Origin of the sequence: Enterobacter sp. BNK-18 (assembly GCF_047456135.1) — a bacterium.
In the GTDB taxonomy this organism is placed as follows: domain Bacteria; phylum Pseudomonadota; class Gammaproteobacteria; order Enterobacterales; family Enterobacteriaceae; genus Enterobacter; species Enterobacter ludwigii.
In genome coordinates this window covers 1,775,453-1,792,490 of the sequence record NZ_CP179899.1, presented here as the reverse complement: position 1 = coordinate 1,792,490, position 17,038 = coordinate 1,775,453, and the positions used below count along the sequence as shown (strand labels likewise).

18 protein-coding genes are annotated in these 17,038 nt (G+C 56.4%); 11 read left to right on the top strand and 7 right to left on the bottom strand.

Annotated elements, in window-relative coordinates:
- Positions 1–61: 61 nt before the first annotated feature.
- The 3 genes from prs to lolB form a co-directional block, all read right to left on the bottom strand.
- Positions 62–1,009, bottom strand: a complete 948-nt coding sequence (gene prs, locus ACMGG3_RS08570) for a ribose-phosphate diphosphokinase (protein WP_003856663.1) — start codon at positions 1,007–1,009, stop codon at positions 62–64.
- Between the two features lie 126 nt (positions 1,010–1,135).
- The gene (gene ispE / locus ACMGG3_RS08565) at positions 1,136–2,005 is read right to left on the bottom strand and encodes a 4-(cytidine 5'-diphospho)-2-C-methyl-D-erythritol kinase (protein ID WP_014170502.1); all 870 of its coding nucleotides are present in this window, start codon (positions 2,003–2,005) and stop codon (positions 1,136–1,138) included.
- Positions 2,002–2,613 (bottom strand): lipoprotein insertase outer membrane protein LolB, encoded by a 612-nt coding sequence (gene lolB / locus ACMGG3_RS08560; RefSeq protein WP_020882344.1) that lies wholly within the window; start codon positions 2,611–2,613, stop codon positions 2,002–2,004. The genes ispE and lolB overlap by 4 nt, the downstream gene beginning before the upstream one ends.
- A gap of 201 nt (positions 2,614–2,814) precedes the next feature.
- Here lolB and hemA point away from each other — a divergent pair, with 201 nt between their 5' ends.
- The 6 genes from hemA to kdsA are packed head-to-tail and all read left to right on the top strand — an operon-like array spanning position 2,815 to position 8,118.
- A complete protein-coding gene (hemA, locus tag ACMGG3_RS08555; protein WP_014170500.1) occupies positions 2,815–4,071 on the top strand; it encodes a glutamyl-tRNA reductase in 1,257 nt (418 codons plus the stop codon).
- Positions 4,072–4,112: 41 nt separating this feature from the next.
- Complete coding sequence (gene prfA, locus ACMGG3_RS08550; RefSeq protein WP_020882346.1) at positions 4,113–5,195, top strand: peptide chain release factor 1; 1,083 nt, start codon at positions 4,113–4,115, stop codon at positions 5,193–5,195.
- A complete protein-coding gene (gene prmC, locus ACMGG3_RS08545; RefSeq protein ID WP_333098263.1) occupies positions 5,195–6,025 on the top strand; it encodes a peptide chain release factor N(5)-glutamine methyltransferase in 831 nt (276 codons plus the stop codon). The genes prfA and prmC overlap by 1 nt, the downstream gene beginning before the upstream one ends.
- Positions 6,022–6,414 carry an invasion regulator SirB2 gene (gene sirB2 / locus ACMGG3_RS08540; RefSeq protein ID WP_252067966.1) on the top strand — a complete coding sequence of 131 codons (393 nt, stop codon included), beginning with the start codon at positions 6,022–6,024 and terminating at the stop codon, positions 6,412–6,414. Before prmC ends, sirB2 begins: the two co-directional genes overlap by 4 nt.
- A gap of 3 nt (positions 6,415–6,417) precedes the next feature.
- Complete coding sequence (gene sirB1, locus ACMGG3_RS08535) at positions 6,418–7,227, top strand: invasion regulator SirB1 (RefSeq protein WP_414149783.1); 810 nt, start codon at positions 6,418–6,420, stop codon at positions 7,225–7,227.
- A gap of 36 nt (positions 7,228–7,263) precedes the next feature.
- A complete protein-coding gene (gene kdsA, locus ACMGG3_RS08530; protein ID WP_014170494.1) occupies positions 7,264–8,118 on the top strand; it encodes a 3-deoxy-8-phosphooctulonate synthase in 855 nt (284 codons plus the stop codon).
- A 93-nt stretch (positions 8,119–8,211) separates the two neighbouring features.
- Here kdsA and chaA read toward each other — a convergent pair whose 3' ends face one another.
- Positions 8,212–9,306 carry a sodium-potassium/proton antiporter ChaA gene (chaA, locus tag ACMGG3_RS08525; protein WP_020882349.1) on the bottom strand — a complete coding sequence of 365 codons (1,095 nt, stop codon included), beginning with the start codon at positions 9,304–9,306 and terminating at the stop codon, positions 8,212–8,214.
- 269 nt (positions 9,307–9,575) lie between these two features.
- Here chaA and chaB point away from each other — a divergent pair, with 269 nt between their 5' ends.
- Both chaB and ACMGG3_RS08515 read left to right on the top strand, forming a co-directional pair.
- Positions 9,576–9,806 (top strand): putative cation transport regulator ChaB, encoded by a 231-nt coding sequence (gene chaB, locus ACMGG3_RS08520; RefSeq protein WP_032680829.1) that lies wholly within the window; start codon positions 9,576–9,578, stop codon positions 9,804–9,806.
- Positions 9,807–9,983: 177 nt separating this feature from the next.
- Positions 9,984–10,679, top strand: a complete 696-nt coding sequence (locus ACMGG3_RS08515; protein WP_020882351.1) for a gamma-glutamylcyclotransferase — start codon at positions 9,984–9,986, stop codon at positions 10,677–10,679.
- Positions 10,680–10,719: 40 nt separating this feature from the next.
- Here ACMGG3_RS08515 and ACMGG3_RS08510 read toward each other — a convergent pair whose 3' ends face one another.
- The 3 genes from ACMGG3_RS08510 to ACMGG3_RS08500 all read right to left on the bottom strand — a co-directional run bounded on the left by ACMGG3_RS08510 (position 10,720) and on the right by ACMGG3_RS08500 (position 13,415).
- Positions 10,720–10,959: a DUF1883 domain-containing protein gene (locus tag ACMGG3_RS08510; RefSeq protein ID WP_014170489.1), complete on the bottom strand. Its 240-nt coding sequence runs from the start codon at positions 10,957–10,959 to the stop codon at positions 10,720–10,722.
- A gap of 211 nt (positions 10,960–11,170) precedes the next feature.
- Positions 11,171–12,955: a methyl-accepting chemotaxis protein gene (locus ACMGG3_RS08505; RefSeq protein WP_086532407.1), complete on the bottom strand. Its 1,785-nt coding sequence runs from the start codon at positions 12,953–12,955 to the stop codon at positions 11,171–11,173.
- A gap of 106 nt (positions 12,956–13,061) precedes the next feature.
- Positions 13,062–13,415, bottom strand: a complete 354-nt coding sequence (locus ACMGG3_RS08500) for a DsrE/DsrF/TusD sulfur relay family protein (RefSeq protein WP_020882353.1) — start codon at positions 13,413–13,415, stop codon at positions 13,062–13,064.
- Between the two features lie 72 nt (positions 13,416–13,487).
- On the opposite strand from ACMGG3_RS08500, the gene nasR reads away from it, so the two are divergent.
- The 3 genes from nasR (at position 13,488) to ntrB (ending at position 17,032) form a co-directional block, all read left to right on the top strand.
- Positions 13,488–14,672 carry a nitrate regulatory protein NasR gene (nasR, locus tag ACMGG3_RS08495; protein WP_113656314.1) on the top strand — a complete coding sequence of 395 codons (1,185 nt, stop codon included), beginning with the start codon at positions 13,488–13,490 and terminating at the stop codon, positions 14,670–14,672.
- A 228-nt stretch (positions 14,673–14,900) separates the two neighbouring features.
- On the top strand, positions 14,901–16,148 hold the full coding sequence (locus tag ACMGG3_RS08490; RefSeq protein ID WP_121339561.1) for a CmpA/NrtA family ABC transporter substrate-binding protein: 1,248 nt from the start codon (positions 14,901–14,903) through the stop codon (positions 16,146–16,148).
- 2 nt (positions 16,149–16,150) lie between these two features.
- Entirely contained in the window at positions 16,151–17,032 is an 882-nt protein-coding gene (gene ntrB / locus ACMGG3_RS08485; RefSeq protein WP_014170482.1) for a nitrate ABC transporter permease, read from the top strand.
- Positions 17,033–17,038: the final 6 nt, after the last annotated feature.

Below are 17,038 nucleotides of genomic sequence, written 5' to 3'. Positions count from 1 at the left end.
CATACAAATAAATATCAGAGACAAAAAAACCCGCCGCAGCGGGTTTTTCGGCCGTGTTCGATTAGTGTTCGAACATTGCTGAGATAGATTCTTCGTTGCTGATACGACGAATCGCTTCGGCCAGCATCCCGGACAGGGTCAAGGTGCGCACGTTTGGCAGCGCTTTGATCTCGTCACTCAGTGGGATGGTATCGCACACCACTACTTCGTCGATAACGGAGTTGCGGAGGTTGTTTACTGCATTGCCGGAGAAGATCGGGTGAGTCGCGTAGGCGAATACGCGCTTGGCACCACGCTCTTTCAGCGCTTCTGCTGCTTTACACAGCGTACCGCCGGTATCGATCATGTCGTCAACCAGCACGCAGTCACGGCCAGCAACGTCACCGATGATGTGCATCACCTGAGAAACGTTAGCGCGTGGACGGCGTTTGTCGATGATTGCCATGTCGGTATCGTTCAGCAGCTTAGCGATAGCACGAGCACGTACCACGCCGCCGATGTCCGGAGAAACCACGATTGGGTTATCCAGATTCAGCTGCAGCATGTCTTCCAGCAGGATTGGGCTACCGAATACGTTATCAACCGGAACGTCGAAGAAGCCCTGGATCTGTTCTGCATGCAGGTCAACGGTCAGAACACGGTCAACGCCAACGCTGGAGAGGAAATCAGCGACAACTTTGGCAGTGATTGGCACACGCGCGGAACGGACACGACGGTCCTGACGGGCATAGCCGAAGTAAGGAATAACAGCAGTGATACGGCCTGCTGAAGCGCGACGCAGGGCGTCGACCATAACAACCAGTTCCATCAGGTTGTCATTTGTTGGAGCACAGGTGGACTGGATGATGAAAATATCACCACCGCGTACATTTTCATTGATTTGTACGCTGACTTCGCCGTCGCTAAAGCGACCTACAGCGGCGTCGCCGAGGGAAGTGTACAGGCGGTTGGCAATACGTTGTGCTAGTTCCGGGGTGGCGTTACCAGCAAAAAGCTTCATATCAGGCACGAGAAGAACCTCAGGCATGCGTCCAGTGGTGGATAGCGTTCGCCGCAAACTGTGCGGGCCAGGCGAAATGCTATCCAGGCGGTGTATTAAAGAGCGCGATGCAACGTCTGGAACAGGGTGACGTTGTCACCGAAACTCAGTCTGCGCCAGAATGGCTTGCTGTAGGGGGGAGGTGTTCATCCCACGTGCTACAAAACCATGCAGCCAAACCGGCGCTTGCTCAAGCACCTGACGAGCGGCGGATTCGGTGTCAAATTCAGCAAAGACACAGGCCCCTGTGCCAGTCAGGCGCGACGGCGCGTATTCTAACAGCCAGGAAAGCACCGCATCAACCTCGCGAAAACGTTTTCTTGCGATAACCTCGCAATCGTTGCTGAATTCACAATTTAATAACGTTTCTATTGACCGCACCGGGGTATTCCGTGGCAGGTCAGGATCGTTGAAGATGACCGGGGTCGGAATGCTGACGCCCGGGTGGGCCACCAGGTACCATTTTTCCGGCGGCTCGACCGGGGAAAGTATTTCGCCCACCCCTTCAGCAAACGCCGCATGACCGCGCACGAAGACCGGGACATCCGCCCCCAGCGTTAAGCCTAACGCTGCCAGCTCATCCTGAGATAATCTGCAGCCCCAGAGGTGATTCAGGGCAACCAACACGGTGGCGGCATTTGATGAGCCACCGCCCAGTCCACCGCCCATCGGCAGACGCTTCTCAATACGGATATCCGCGCCGCTTCCTGCCGGCAGACGACCGGTGTCCGACGCCGTTTTCATCAGCAGACGTGCAGCGCGCACGATCAGGTTATCTTCATGCGCCACGCCATCAACCGGCGTCAGCAGGCAAACCTCGCCGTCCTGACGCGGGCCAATCGCGATCGTGTCGCCGTAATCAAGGAACTGAAACAGCGTCTGCAGGGTATGGTACCCGTCAGCACGCTGTCCGGTGATGTATAAAAACAGGTTCAGTTTTGCCGGAGAAGGCCAGTGGGTCATCATTTAACGATCCAGTTGTCCATTTTCAGCTTGATGCGCTGGCTGCCCTGGGTCAGTTCCATGTTGGATGGCAGGGAAGGCCTGGTGTTGCTGTCATAGGCGCTGTACACCACTTTCCAGGTTTTGCCGTTCTGGGTGTAGTTCACCTGGCTCAGACGGTACTGGTCGTCAAGCTGGTAGTCGGTCGCGTCACCCGGCAGGCCCAGGATCCACTGGCGCAGGCTGTTCAGCGGAATAGGCATTCCGGTCAGCTTGCCGATCATCTCTTCGGCGTCGGTGGCGGTATAGTGCTTGCCTTTGTTATCGGTGATCTGCGCTTCACCCGGTTTGGCAATAAGCTCCAGTTCGGTGCTGCCCAGCGGGTTTAACAGCAGCAGGCGATAGTTGTCCTGCCCGGTTTGCTGCCAGAAGAAACGCGCATACACTTTTTGTTCATCAGAGAGATAAGCGAAGGCACCACGGGTCTGGTACTGGCTCAAATTGCGGACGTCCTGCTGGTGCTGACGCCACTGCGGTGAATCAGGGCTTTTGCCCGGGCCTTTAGGTTGGGTGACGGTACATGCGGTCAGAACCAGTGCCGCCAGGGGCAGCAGGCGAATCAGTCGGGTCATAATGAGGACAAATCCTTGAGATACGTTGCAGTTATAACTGTTAATGCTAGCGTCGAAGGGTGCCACCGTCTACGTTCAAATTATCTCAAAGCATTGTATAAGCTATTACTCCGAAAGGGGGCAGTCTCTTTTATTGATCTCGCGCATCCTGTATGATGCGTTCTGCTAACCTTATTAACGCTGGTACTACTCCCGCTCAACATGACCCTATTAGCACTCGGTATTAACCACAAAACAGCCCCGGTTTCGCTGCGAGAACGCGTCACGTTTTCGCCGGATACGCTTGACCTGGCGCTGGACAGCCTGCTTGCACAGCCGATGGTGCAGGGTGGCGTGGTGCTCTCGACGTGCAACCGTACTGAACTCTACCTAAGCGTTGAAGAGCAGGACAACCTGCATGAAGCGCTGATCCGCTGGTTATGTGATTACCACAACCTCAACGAAGAAGAGCTGCGTAATAGCCTCTACTGGCATCAGGATAACGATGCAGTCAGCCATCTGATGCGTGTGGCCAGTGGCCTGGACTCGCTGGTGCTCGGCGAGCCGCAAATTCTCGGTCAGGTGAAAAAGGCGTTTGCCGATTCGCAAAAAGGGCATCTGAAAGCCAGTGAACTGGAGCGTATGTTCCAGAAGTCATTCTCCGTGGCGAAGCGTGTGCGAACAGAAACCGACATTGGTGCCAGTGCGGTTTCTGTTGCTTTCGCGGCCTGTACCCTGGCCCGTCAAATCTTTGAATCCCTGTCGACCGTCACTGTGATGTTGGTCGGGGCGGGCGAAACCATCGAACTTGTGGCGCGCCATCTGCGCGAACATAAAGTTAAAAAGATGATTATCGCTAACCGTACCCGCGAACGTGCTCAGGTGCTGGCGGACGAGGTGGGGGCCGAGGTGGTTGCGCTGAGCGACATCGATGAGCGCCTGAAAGAGGCAGATATTATCATCAGCTCTACCGCCAGCCCGCTGCCGATTATCGGTAAAGGGATGGTCGAGCGAGCGCTGAAATCCCGCCGTAATCAACCGATGCTGCTGGTGGATATTGCCGTCCCGCGCGATGTCGAACCGGAAGTCGGTAAACTGGCGAACGCCTACCTTTACAGCGTGGACGACCTGCAAAGCATCATTTCGCATAACCTTGCCCAGCGTAAAGCGGCGGCGGTTCAGGCGGAAACCATTGTAGAGCAGGAAACAAGTGAGTTTATGGCCTGGCTGCGCGCGCAAAGCGTCAGCGAGACTATCCGCGAGTACCGCGGTCAGGCGGAGCAGGTGCGTGATGACCTGACCGCCAAAGCGCTGGCCGCCCTTCAGCAGGGTGGCGACGCAGAAGCCATTATGCAGGATCTGGCCTGGAAACTGACCAACCGCCTGATCCATGCACCAACCAAATCTCTTCAGCAGGCCGCCCGTGACGGGGATGATGAACGCCTGACTATTCTGCGCAACAGCCTCGGGCTGGAATAGCGCCCTATACCCATTTTCTATTACAAGGTGCATTTACGCCTATGAAGCCTTCTATCGTCGCTAAACTGGAAGCTCTGCACGAGCGCCATGAAGAAGTACAGGCGCTGCTCGGCGATGCCGGGACCATTGCTGACCAGGAACGTTTTCGCGCGCTCTCGCGTGAATACGCGCAGTTGAGTGATGTATCAAAATGCTTTACCGACTGGCGACAGGTCCAGGAAGATATTGAAACCGCGCAGATGATGCTCGACGACCCTGAAATGCGCGAGATGGCGCAGGAAGAGTTGCTGGATGCAAAAGCGCGTGCTGAAGAGATGGAGCAACAGTTGCAGGTGCTTCTGCTGCCAAAAGATCCGGACGATGAGCGTAACGCCTTTGTCGAAGTCCGCGCCGGGACCGGCGGTGACGAAGCGGCACTGTTTGCCGGCGATCTGTTCCGTATGTACAGCCGCTACGCCGAAGCGCGTCGCTGGCGCGTTGAGATCATGAGCGCCAACGACGGTGAACATGGCGGCTACAAAGAGGTTATCGCTAAAATCAGCGGTGACGGCGTGTACGGTCGTCTGAAGTTTGAATCCGGCGGTCATCGCGTGCAGCGCGTACCTGCCACCGAATCTCAGGGGCGAATTCACACTTCTGCCTGTACGGTTGCGGTGATGCCAGAGCTGCCTGAAGCAGAATTGCCGGACATCAACCCGGCGGACCTGCGTATCGATACCTTCCGCTCCTCCGGGGCAGGTGGTCAGCACGTTAACACCACCGATTCCGCTATCCGTATTACCCACCTGCCGACCGGCATCGTGGTGGAGTGCCAGGACGAACGTTCACAGCACAAGAACAAAGCTAAAGCCTTATCTGTGCTGGGCGCGCGTATCCACGCGGCTGAAATGGCAAAACGTCAGCAGGCGGAAGCCTCCACGCGTCGTAACCTGCTGGGCAGCGGCGATCGCAGCGACCGTAACCGTACCTATAACTTCCCGCAGGGCCGTGTTACCGACCACCGCATCAACCTGACCCTGTACCGTCTGGACGAAGTGATGGAAGGAAAGCTGGATATGCTGATTGAGCCTATCGTGCAGGAATACCAGGCCGACCAGTTGGCAGCACTGTCCGAGCAGGAATAATGGAGTTTCAGCACTGGTTACGGCAGGCCGCCAGTGAGCTTTCCGCGAGCGAAAGCCCTAAACGTGACGCCGAAATTTTGCTTGAGTTTGTGACAGGGAAAGCCCGCACTTACCTGCTGGCTTTCGGCGAGACCCAGCTGAGCGCTGAGCAGGAAGCGCAGCTCGCTACGCTGCTTGCCCGACGCAAAACCGGTGAGCCGGTGGCGCATCTGGTCGGGGAGCGTGAGTTCTGGTCACTGCCGTTGTACGTCTCCCCAGCGACCCTGATCCCACGTCCGGACACCGAGTGTCTGGTGGAGCAGGCGCTGTCGCGTTTACCCGCACAAGCCTGCCGAATTCTCGATCTTGGTACCGGCACTGGTGCAATTGCCCTGGCGCTGGCCAGCGAGCGCCCGGACTGCGAGGTGACGGCGGTTGACGTGATGCCCGAGGCGGTAGCGCTGGCGCAGCGTAACGTGGCGCGTCTGGGCTTCCCGAACGTCACCGTTCTGCAAAGCAGCTGGTTTAGCGCGCTGGATAACCGCACGTTCGGGATGATTGTCAGCAACCCTCCCTATATCGACGAGCATGACCCGCACCTGACGCAGGGGGACGTGCGTTTCGAACCGCTGACGGCGCTGGTCGCTGCCAACGAAGGGCTGGCGGATATTGTGCATATTGTGACAACGTCACGACAGCATTTGCTCCCCGGCGGCTGGCTGCTGGTCGAGCACGGCTGGACGCAAGGGGACGCGGTGCGTGACGTGTTCATCGCTGCAGGTTATCGAGCGGTGGAAACTTGTCGCGACTATGGCGGCAACGACCGTCTGACGCTGGGACAATGTGCATGAGTCTCTTTACTGTGCTGATCACGGCCCACCTGATAGCCGTTGTCCTGACCATCAGCTTTTTCATCGTCCGTTATTGGTGGCGTTACAGCAATAATCCGCTGATTGACGCCCGCTGGGTGCGTATTGCGCCGCACTGTATTGACACGGTGCTGTTTCTCTCAGGGGCCGGATTAATGTGGAAGACCGGCTATCTGCCATTTACTGATAAAGGCGCATGGCTGACTGAAAAGCTGTTTGGCGTTATCATCTACATCGTTTTGGGTTTTATCGCGCTTGGGCGTCGTCGTCCGCGCAGCCAGCAGACCGGTTTTATCGCCTTTCTGCTGGGGCTGGTGGTGCTGTACATCATCATTAAACTCGCCACCACAAGAATACCGTTACTGGGGTAAGTCATGAAGTCCTTAGCCGATTTCGAATTTAATAAAGTGCCGCTTTGCGATGGCATGATCCTGATTTCGGAGATGATCCGCGACGATTTTACGTCGCAGTACGTCTACGAAGAGCTGGAGAATCTGGTCAGCCTGGCGCGTGAAGAGATCAATCAGGCGCGCCCGCAGGACTGGCAATTAGAGAAGCTGCTTGAGCTTTTCTACGGCGAATGGGGTTTCTGCGACACGCGTGGCGTGTATCGTCTGTCTGACGCACTATGGCTGGATCAGGTCTTGAAAAATCGTCAGGGCAGCGCGGTTGCGCTGGGTTCCATTTTGCTGTGGGTCGCGCATCGTCTGGATATTCCACTGGTGCCGGTCATTTTCCCGACGCAGATGATCCTGCGAGCGGAGTGGCTGGACGGTGAGATGTGGCTCATCAATCCGTTTAACGGCGATACGCTGGATGAGCATACGCTGGACGTCTGGTTAAAAGGCAATATTAGCCCGGTTGCCGAGCTCTTTAATGAAGATCTCGACGAGGCGGATAACGCTGAGGTGATCCGTAAACTGCTGGATACGCTGAAATCTGCGCTGATGGAAGAGCGTCAGATGGAGCTGGCATTACGTGCCAGTGAAGTGCTGCTGCAGTTTAATCCGGAAGATCCGTACGAAATCCGCGATCGCGGGCTGATTTATGCCCAGCTTGATTGCGAGCATGTGGCGCTGAACGATCTGAATTATTTCGTTGAGCAATGCCCGGAAGACCCGATCAGCGAAATGATTCGTGCGCAGATCAACGCGATCTCGCACAAACAAATTACACTGCATTAATCTTAATTCCGATTCACACCTGAATAAGGCGATCCTATGAAACAAAAAGTGGTTAGCATTGGTGATATCAACGTGGCAAACGACCTGCCGTTCGTGCTGTTTGGCGGTATGAACGTGCTGGAATCCCGTGATCTCGCGATGCGTATCTGCGAGCACTACGTGACCGTGACCCAGAAACTGGGTATCCCGTACGTGTTTAAGGCCTCTTTTGACAAAGCCAACCGTTCCTCCATTCACTCTTACCGTGGCCCGGGCCTGGAAGAGGGGATGAAAATTTTCCAGGAACTGAAACAGACCTTTGGCGTGAAAGTGATCACCGACGTGCACGAAGCTTCTCAGGCGCAGCCTGTTGCGGACGTTGTCGACGTTATCCAGCTGCCGGCGTTCCTGGCGCGTCAGACGGACCTGGTGGAAGCGATGGCGAAAACCGGCGCGGTCATCAACGTGAAGAAACCTCAGTTCGTGAGCCCTGGCCAGATGGGTAACATCGTCGATAAATTTATCGAAGGCGGCAACGATAAAGTGATCCTGTGTGACCGTGGCGCAAACTTCGGTTATGACAACCTGGTCGTTGATATGCTCGGCTTCAGCGTGATGAAGAACGTGTCCAACCAGTCTCCGGTTATCTTCGATGTGACCCATGCGCTGCAGTGCCGCGACCCGTTTGGTGCAGCTTCTGGCGGCCGCCGTGCGCAGGTCACCGAGCTGGCGCGCGCCGGTATGGCGACTGGCCTGGCCGGTCTGTTCATTGAAGCGCACCCGGACCCGGACAACGCGAAGTGCGACGGCCCATCCGCATTGCCGCTGGCTAAACTGGAGCCGTTCCTGAAACAGATCAAAGCGATTGACGATCTGGTGAAGAGTTTCGACGAGCTGGATACCAGCCACTAATAAAAAAACCCGCTTCGGCGGGTTTTTTTTTGGTTATTCCTCTTCCGATGGAAGGGGGGGCGGGTGTGGCCTCAGAGCCTCACCGAACAACGCTTAGGCAAATATCGTCATCAGATAGGCCACAAACAGCGCCATGTGCGCCGCGCCGTTCAGCACGTTGGTGCGCCCGGTCGAGAAGGATATCTGACACAGCAGCAGTGAAGCCACCATCACAATCATCTCTGGCGCACCCAGCGCGAACTGCAGCTCGTTACCGGTCATAAAGGCAATCAGCGTCACTACCGGCACGGTGAGTGAGATAGTCGCCAGGACCGAGCCAAAGAACAGATTCATTGCGCGTTGCACCTGATTGTTCAGCACCGCCCTCAACGCCCCCAGACCCTCAGGCGACAGGATAAGCAGCGCCACCAGGAAACCGGTAAACGCGACCGGGGCATTCAGCTCGGTTAACAGCGTCTCCAGCGGGTTGGCGTTCATTTTGGTCACGGCGATAACCGCAATCAGATGTACGATCAGCCAAACCGTATGCCACGCGCTGCTGTGAGCCGATGGCTTACCGTGATGCGGGTCGTCGCCGTCATCTTCATGTTCATAGACGAACAGGCTCTGGTGCGTTTTGGTCTGAATCAGCAGGAACACGCCGTACATGGCTGCGGAAATCAGCGCAACCAGCAGCGCCTGACCGGTTGAGAAGTTGGCCCCCGGCAATGCCATCGGGAAGACCAGCACAATAATTGCCAGCGGGAAAAGGGCAATCAGATACTGTTTTATGCCGAACAGATTCATGTACTGGGTCGCAAATTTGCGGCCGCCCAGTAACAGTGAAAAGCCCACCAGACCACCTGTCACAATCATAATGATGGAGTAGAGGGTGTCACGCATCAGGGTCGGTGCGGCGTCACCGGTCGCCATCAGCGCGGAAATCAGGCTGACTTCGAGGATAACCACCGAAAGGCTGAGAATTAGCGAGCCGTAAGGCTCACCCAGGCGATGGGCTAATACGTCCGCATGGCGAACGACGCTAAAGGCGCTGGTTAAGATACCCACCAGAGCAAGAATATTGATACCAACTACCACTGGCAGTGACTGACTGCTTCCCCAGAAGAGCAGCACAGCCAGTGCCAGGACCGGGAAAATGAGTGATGTCTCCTTGTGGCGGGTCTTTACCGCCTCGTGTGCTGCTGTCATGTGCTTCTCCATCAATGCAGGTGCTTGTAATTATAGATAGAATTTTCAGTCATTAAATTAACAGATCTCTGTTAAATACCCTTGATTTTTTACTCAATTTTACTGTTTGTAATGTTTTGGCTTCGTGGTGTTGATAATGTGGTGTGTTCTGTAATTAATTCTTTAATAACATAATATTAAAATTATCATTTACGCATAATTCTTAATTGACTGGCACCATGCCGTATCGTCGTCCACACTTATCTTTTTAACCAAAAGAGGGGTTAGCGATGCCATATAAAACGAAACGCGAATTACCAGACAGCGTGCAACACGTATTGCCCGCGCACGCGCAGGATATCTACAAAGAGGCCTTTAACAGCGCCTGGGATCAGTACAAAGATAAAGAAGATCGACGTGATGATGCCAGCCGTGAAGAGACCGCGCACAAAGTCGCCTGGGCCGCAGTAAAACATGAATATGAGAAAGGAGACGACGATAAATGGCATAAAAAGAAATAGCCGTGAAATCATTCGCTGCCTTCGTTTTGACTTTTCAGGCGGTTGAACTTCCGTTGTATTGCAACTGGCCCGTGAATTGCTTATCGTTACTCAACTGCTGGCAAAATGACCAGCACACAATGCCGGGAAGGCGGATTACAGATGTCGCAAGGAAGCATGCAGTGGCGGAGGTGGAAAGTGTTAACGCGTGATTTCTTAATGAAGGCAGATTGTAAGACGGCATTTGGTGCTATTGAGGAATCGCTTCTCTGGTCAGCTGAACAACGTGCGGCGTCGCTCGCTGCCACGCTGGCGTGCCGCCCGGATGATGGCCCGGTATGGATTTTTGGCTACGGTTCGCTGATGTGGAACCCGGCTCTCGAATTTGTCGAATCGGCAACAGGCACACTTCCTGGCTGGCATCGCGCATTTTGTTTGCGCCTGACGGCCGGTCGAGGTAGCGCGTGTCAGCCTGGACGCATGCTTGCACTAAAAGAAGGCGGACGCACCACGGGGGTGGCCTACCGTCTGCCGGATGCAACGCTGGAAGACGAACTGACGCTGCTGTGGAAGCGCGAGATGATCACCGGCTGCTATATGCCGAGCTGGTGCAAGCTGGAACTCGATGACGGACGTACCGTTAACGCGCTGGTGTTTATTATGGATCCGCGCCATCCGCTGTATGAAGCGGATACCCGCACGCAGGTCATTGCCCCGTTGATCGCTGCCGCCAGTGGACCGCTGGGCACCAACGCGCAGTATCTCTTTTCGCTCGACCAGGAGCTGACGCGCCTCGGCATGAAGGACGATTGTCTGAATGAGCTGGTGGTGAAGGTGAAAGCGCTGCTGGAAGGGAACCCGCTGAATAATACGCTGCGTCCCGGTTTTGCCTGAGAATGCGCCCGGCTGCGTGAGCAGACCGGGCGTTTGTGACTTATGCAGCAACGTAGCTTACGGAATGCTCCAGTGACTGGCTATGGCTGTCAATCAGGACATCCCACGTGCCGGTGTACGGCACGGTAAGCCATGCCTTGTCATCCTGCACGGTCAGGATATCCGCCTGCGAGTGTTGTTGTGCTTTCGAACTCATCAAATGAATGCGGCAGCGCTCAGAACACCGCACCACGACCGTATCCCCGCCAAACAATTTCAAACTTGTTTTTACCAGTGCCATTTTTTACCCCGTAGTCTTAAACAACGCTCTCCCTGCTGCCATATCCGAGCGTGATATTGTTCACAATTCACTCATGGCATCACACCAAAGGGGGAGGGTGAGGATGCTGACTTTGATCAAAAAATGGCGTAACGATTAAACAAAAATGACAAAATTCCTGAAAATTTACTCTGGCGCGCGTTTTGCCCGGTGAACGCGCGCCACCCTAATATTAAATGCGGAAATGCCCGGCAGTTTCAGCAAGGTCGCCCGCCTGGCTCTGCAGCGCGCCGGCTGCAGCGGCAGATTGCACCACCAGTTCGGCGTTCTGCTGAACCATTCTGTCCAGGTGGGTCACCGCATGGTTAATCTCCTGGATGCCTTTCATCTGCTCGCTGGTGGCGATGGAGATTTCACGCATGATGCCCGACACGCTACCGATGCTGGAGCGGATTTCGTTCATGCTTTCCCCGGCCAGATGAACGTAGCGGGAGCCGGTGGCCACGCTGTTGGTGGTGGAATCGATAAGCGTTTTAATCTCTTTCGCCGCCTGTGCGCTGCGGCTGGCCAGATTACGCACTTCGCCGGCCACCACGGCAAACCCACGGCCTTGCTCTCCGGCGCGTGCGGCTTCCACCGAGGCATTCAGCGCCAGGATATTGGTCTGGAAGGCAATCCCGTCAATCACGCTGGTGATGTCGCCAATCTTCGCGGAAGCCACTTCAATGGACTGCATGGTGCTGATGGCCTGCGATACCACCTCACCGCCGCGAGCCGCCGCCGCAGAGGCCTTACTCGCCTGGTCATTGGCTTCAGCCGCAGACTCGTTCGACTGGGTTACCGACGCGGTGATCTCTTCCACGGCGCTGGCCGTTTCGCGAAGGCTGGAGGCGGCCTGCTCGGTACGCCCTGAGAGGTCCTGGTTACCTGCCGCAATTTCCCGCGCGGCGTTTTTCACCGATGCGCTGGCATCCCGCAGTTGTACCATCACCACCGAGAGCTTGTCGCTGAAGGCGTTAAACGCCTGCGCTATTTGCGCCACTTCGTCATCGCCGCTCTCCGGCAGGCGTTGCGACAGATCGTTAGTGCCGTTCGCAATGTTATGCATCGCATCGCGAATGTCAGACAGGCGCTTCAACAGACGCGCAATCAGGAAGTGAACAATGGCGCCGCTGAGTAAGGCCAGGATCACCAGCGAGATGGCCGAGGCTTTCAGCAGCGAGCGCATTCCGGAGGTGGCATCGCCTGTGTCCAGGGCAACAACCAGCATCCAGTTCGTGCCCGGCACGGCGGTTGCCACGAAGGTTTTTTCGGCGCCATTGAAGGTCCCGTTTACCGGGTTTCCGCTTTTCAGCGCCGCAAAGTCGATGCCTTTGAGGGGTTCGGCGAACGGTTTAAGCGTCAGGGCAGGGTCGCTGGCGGCAATGACGGTGCCATCGCTATTCAGCAGCAGCCCGCTGCTTGCCGGGGTTGGGTGGATCCCGCGCACGTTAGCAACCACGCTGTCCATCGCCACATCGCCAGCCACCACGGCTTTCAGAGTACCGTTTTCTTTCACCGGCACGGCAAACGTCACCACCAGTTTTCCGCTACCGGCGTCAACGTAAGGCGCGGTCACGACCGGGCTATCCTGGCTTACGACCTGCTGATACCAGGGACGGATCGTGGGGTCATAATCCGCCGGTACGCCCGCTGGTTCAGAGAATTTCGCCGTTTTGCTGGCATAGCCAACGTATACGTTAGTGAACCCACCCGCCTGGGCAAGCTGTTTAAAGACCGGAACCGGATCGTCACTGAGCGCAACGGTTTGTGCGGAGGCGATAACCGTCATTTTGCTCTTCACCCAGTCGGCAATCGCCATGTTATGGCTGGCGCTGGTGCTGGTCAGGATGTCGCGCTGTGACTGCTGGTTATCCTGGCGTGTGACCTGAAAATTGATGACAGTATTAAGAAGAAGGGCGACGACCAGACAACCTGTCGTCGCGGCAATGATGCGTGCACGAATGGATCTGAACATAAGTGAAATACCTGCTGTGTTGTTTCCATGCCTATCGGCAACCCTGCAGGTAAACTTGATGCTGAAACCGCGTCCATAAGAAAATAATATTTTTACGGGTTTATTATTAAAAAGTTAATACTTTATCGGCGCGCAGAGTCCACTCGGCCAGTTCAACGAGCGTGCCGATTTCCACACCTTCAATCAGCGGCAATCCGGTGATGCCGCGCCCGTCGGTGCAGGTCTTGCACAGTTTGACCGGAACGTTTTGCGCGGTCAGGATCTCCAGCATCTGCTGGATGTTGTAACCCTCTGCCGGTTTTTGTCCCTTCAGCCCGGCGGTGACCGCATCCGACATTAAAAAGAGCCGTAACTCCAGTTCACTCTCTTTATCACGTAGCGCAATCGCCAGGCGCAGGCTGTTAAAAAGGGATTCGCTGCCGTAAGCCGCACCGTTGGCGACGATAACAATCTTTTGCATGTTGACTCCTGTTCTTTTAAAGGCACGAATATTGCTTAGCTATCCAGGGTTTCGCTGTCCGGGAGAGTAAGCATGACATTAATGGCTGGCATTTCGCCAGGTGCGACCGAATGGCTCCAGCGTGCAAGGTCGATGCGCCGGGAGCAACTGAGCAGGCTGGCACAGCTTGGCGTGCTGGTTAACGCCATCAGCCTGCTGGTGCATATGCTGCAGTGCGAGCGTGGAGCCTCTAACGTCTGGCTCTGCTCACAGGGTAAGCTGTACGCTGCCGAATGCAAAGCGAGCCGGGCGCTGGTGAATGAGAACCTCACTGCGCTTTATGACGTTCTGGATAATCACTCCCCGTTCCAGGGCAGCGGCGTGTGCGAACGTATAGCCGGCGCGCTGCTCAGTCTGGATAACCTGTCAGCCCTTCGTGACGGTGTTATTCAGCAAACCATTACGGCCCCGCAGGCGATGGATCACTATTGTCGCATCCTGCGTCATCTGCTCAGTATCGTACCGCAGCTTAATGACAGCATTGACGATCCGCAAATCGCAGGCCGTTTTGTCGCGCTTTATAGCCTGATGCAGGGTAAAGAGCTGGCGGGACAAGAGCGGGCGCTGGGCGCCATTGGCTTCACGCAGGGCTATTTTGACGATGGCATCCGTCAGCGGCTGGTGGACCGGATTGACGGACAGCAGGCCTGCTTCGAGATTTTCATGACCCACAGCACGGCGGATGTGCAAACCACCTTTTCCCAGAATTGCCAGCCTGACCGTGAGACGGAACAACTGAGGCGCGTGGCCTGTACCCGCCAGCCAGCCGCTGACAATGGCCATACCGCACTGGCCTGGTTTGCTCTGCAAACGGCACGCCTTGAGCATCTGCGCACCCTGGAGGAGATGGTTATCGCCGATCTGATGATCGCGGTGGACGAGCGTATCCATCGCCAGGAGGAGTACACGCTACCGGCTGAGGAGCAGGACGATCCGCTGGCCTCTTATCCGGATAAGCCCTTGTTAACCCTGGTTCGCCAGCAGGCGCGCGAGATAGAACAGCTTTCCCGTCAGCTCGCGTCACTGCGCGATACGCTCGAAGAGCGCAAAACCATCGATAAAGCGAAAAGCGTACTGATGACCCATCAAAAGATGAGTGAGGAACAGGCATGGACGGCGCTGCGTAAAATGGCGATGGACAAAAACCAGCGCATGGTAGATATCGCCCGCGCGCTGCTCACCGTGAAGAGCTTGTGGCAGGTAACCCCTAAGGAGTAGCTGCACAATCAGTGGGCATTTAGTGCCTGATTGAGGTGCGCGGTCGTGGAGATTTCCCGGTAAACGCCCGGAAAACAGGGCAGTAAAACCTGGCATTCCCTTTGCATTATCTGATTAACCATTTTTGACGGTGCGCCAACGGCGGTGCATCTGTCTTCGGGATAAAGGCGTCCAGCGGTGCTTCGGCACGGGTGGGCGCTTTTTTTTGTCTTTTTTTCAGGAGTGGTCATGGCGGATTTGTCGAGACGGCGGTTTTTACAGGCCAGCATGCTGGCGAGCGGCGCCATGTTGTTACCGGGTGTCATGCAGGCCGCGTGGGCGGCAGGCTCGGATAAACCGGAGCAGGAGACGGTGCGCATCGGGTTTATACCGTTAACCGACTGCGCGCCGGTGGTTATCGCGGCGCTGAAGGGGTTTGATAAAAAATATGGCATCACCATGGTGCCAACCAAAGAGGCAAGCTGGGCAGCCGTGCGCGATAAGCTGGTGGCCGGCGAACTGGACGCCGCCCACATTCTTTACGGCCTGCTGTACGGGCTGGAGCTGGGGCTTGCCGGTAAGCCACAGCAGATGGCAAACCTGATGACCCTGAACCAGAACGGTCAGGCCATCACGCTCTCCAGCGATCTGGCCGAGAAGGGCGTTCGCGATCTTGACGGGCTGAAAACGCTGATTGGGCAGCAGGCACCCGGCACTTACACCTTCGCACACACTTTCCCGACCGGTACGCATGCGATGTGGCTGTACTACTGGCTGGCCAGCGCGGGCATTAATCCGTTCGATGACGTCCGGACCGTGGTTGTGCCGCCGCCGCAAATGGTGATGAACATGCGGATTGGCAACATGGTCGGCTTTTGCGTTGGTGAGCCGTGGAATGCGCGCGCCATTAACGACCGCATCGGGTTTACCGCCGCAACTTCCCAGTCGATCTGGGCCGATCATCCGGAAAAAATTCTTGGCACACGTCGCGACTGGGTGGAGAAAAACCCGAACACCGCGCGGGCGCTGGTGAGTGCGGTACTGGAAGCCGCACGCTGGATCGATGCATCACCAGACAACAAACGTGAGACCGCCCAAATCCTCTCTCGCCGGGCGTGGCTGAACACCAAAGAGCAGTATCTCACCGGACGGATGCTGGGAGAGTACGACAACGGGCTTGGCCAGCGCTGGCAGGATGCGCATCCGATCCGTTTCTTCAACGAGGGTGCCGTCAGCTATCCGTACCTCTCCGACGGGATGTGGTTTTTAACCCAGTTCCGCCGCTGGGGCTTGCTCAAATCGGCGCCGGATTATGCCGCCATCGCGCAGCGCATTAACCAGACCTCGGTCTGGCAGGATGCCGCCACGGCGGTGGGAGGCATATCCACCCCGTCATCACCGTATCGCAGCAGCACCCTGATGGACGGTACCGTCTGGAACGGTACCGATCCGGACGGTTACGCCAACCGCTTCGCTATTCACCGTAAAGGGGCCTGATTATGCAGCATCTGCACAGCACGAAATCGAAAGACGAGACGCCGGCGAGCGGGGAAGTGATTACCCTCCCTCCGGTACAGGTTCGCCGCCGCGCACCGACGTTCACGCGACGGATGAATGACCTTCTGCAGCGCGTGATCCCGGCGCTGCTGGGGCTCGGGTTACTGGTGTTGCTCTGGCAGCTGGCCGCGATCAACAGCAAAGGGTTCCCGACGCCGCTCAGCACGCTGGATTCCGCATTAACGCTCTTCGCTGACCCGTTTTACCGCGACGGGCCAAACGATATGGGTATCGGCTGGAACGTGCTCGCTTCGCTGCAGCGCGTGGCGGTGGGCTTTGGTCTGGCGGCGCTCGCGGGGATCCCGCTCGGTTTCTTGATCGGTCGCTTCACCTTTTGCTCGCGCATGTTCAGCCCGTTGATCGCACTGTTACGCCCGGTCAGTCCTTTAGCCTGGCTGCCTATCGGCCTGCTGCTGTTCCAGAAAGCGGAGCCCGCCTCCAGCTGGACCATTTTTATCTGCTCAATATGGCCAATGGTGATTAACACCGCCGAAGGGGTACGTCGTATTCCGCAGGATTACCTTAACGTTGCCCGCGTGCTGCAGCTCTCCGAGTGGACCATCATGCGGCGGATCCTCTTCCCGGCCGTGCTGCCCGCGGTGCTGACCGGGGTTCGCCTCTCGATTGGCATCGCCTGGCTGGTCATTGTCGCCGCCGAGATGCTCACCGGTGGGCTGGGGATCGGCTTCTGGATCTGGAATGAGTGGAACAACCTCAACGTCGAAAACATTCTCATCGCCATCGTCATCATTGGCGTGGTCGGGTTGCTGCTGGAGCAGGGGCTGATGCTGATCGCCCGTCGCTTTAGCTGGCAGGAAAAATAAGGAGCG

Coding starts and splice junctions, on each gene's coding strand:
- prmC (WP_333098263.1), top strand. CDS start 5,195: ATGGAGTTTCAGCACTGGTTACGGCAGGCCGCCAGTGAGCTTTCCGCG.
- prfA (WP_020882346.1), top strand. CDS start 4,113: ATGAAGCCTTCTATCGTCGCTAAACTGGAAGCTCTGCACGAGCGCCAT.
- kdsA (WP_014170494.1), top strand. CDS start 7,264: ATGAAACAAAAAGTGGTTAGCATTGGTGATATCAACGTGGCAAACGAC.
- ntrB (WP_014170482.1), top strand. CDS start 16,151: ATGCAGCATCTGCACAGCACGAAATCGAAAGACGAGACGCCGGCGAGC.
- nasR (WP_113656314.1), top strand. CDS start 13,488: ATGACATTAATGGCTGGCATTTCGCCAGGTGCGACCGAATGGCTCCAG.
- sirB1 (WP_414149783.1), top strand. CDS start 6,418: ATGAAGTCCTTAGCCGATTTCGAATTTAATAAAGTGCCGCTTTGCGAT.
- ispE (WP_014170502.1), bottom strand. CDS start 2,005: ATGATGACCCACTGGCCTTCTCCGGCAAAACTGAACCTGTTTTTATAC.
- hemA (WP_014170500.1), top strand. CDS start 2,815: ATGACCCTATTAGCACTCGGTATTAACCACAAAACAGCCCCGGTTTCG.
- ACMGG3_RS08505 (WP_086532407.1), bottom strand. CDS start 12,955: ATGTTCAGATCCATTCGTGCACGCATCATTGCCGCGACGACAGGTTGT.
- sirB2 (WP_252067966.1), top strand. CDS start 6,022: ATGAGTCTCTTTACTGTGCTGATCACGGCCCACCTGATAGCCGTTGTC.
- chaA (WP_020882349.1), bottom strand. CDS start 9,306: ATGACAGCAGCACACGAGGCGGTAAAGACCCGCCACAAGGAGACATCA.
- lolB (WP_020882344.1), bottom strand. CDS start 2,613: ATGACCCGACTGATTCGCCTGCTGCCCCTGGCGGCACTGGTTCTGACC.
- ACMGG3_RS08490 (WP_121339561.1), top strand. CDS start 14,901: ATGGCGGATTTGTCGAGACGGCGGTTTTTACAGGCCAGCATGCTGGCG.
- chaB (WP_032680829.1), top strand. CDS start 9,576: ATGCCATATAAAACGAAACGCGAATTACCAGACAGCGTGCAACACGTA.
- ACMGG3_RS08510 (WP_014170489.1), bottom strand. CDS start 10,959: ATGGCACTGGTAAAAACAAGTTTGAAATTGTTTGGCGGGGATACGGTC.
- ACMGG3_RS08500 (WP_020882353.1), bottom strand. CDS start 13,415: ATGCAAAAGATTGTTATCGTCGCCAACGGTGCGGCTTACGGCAGCGAA.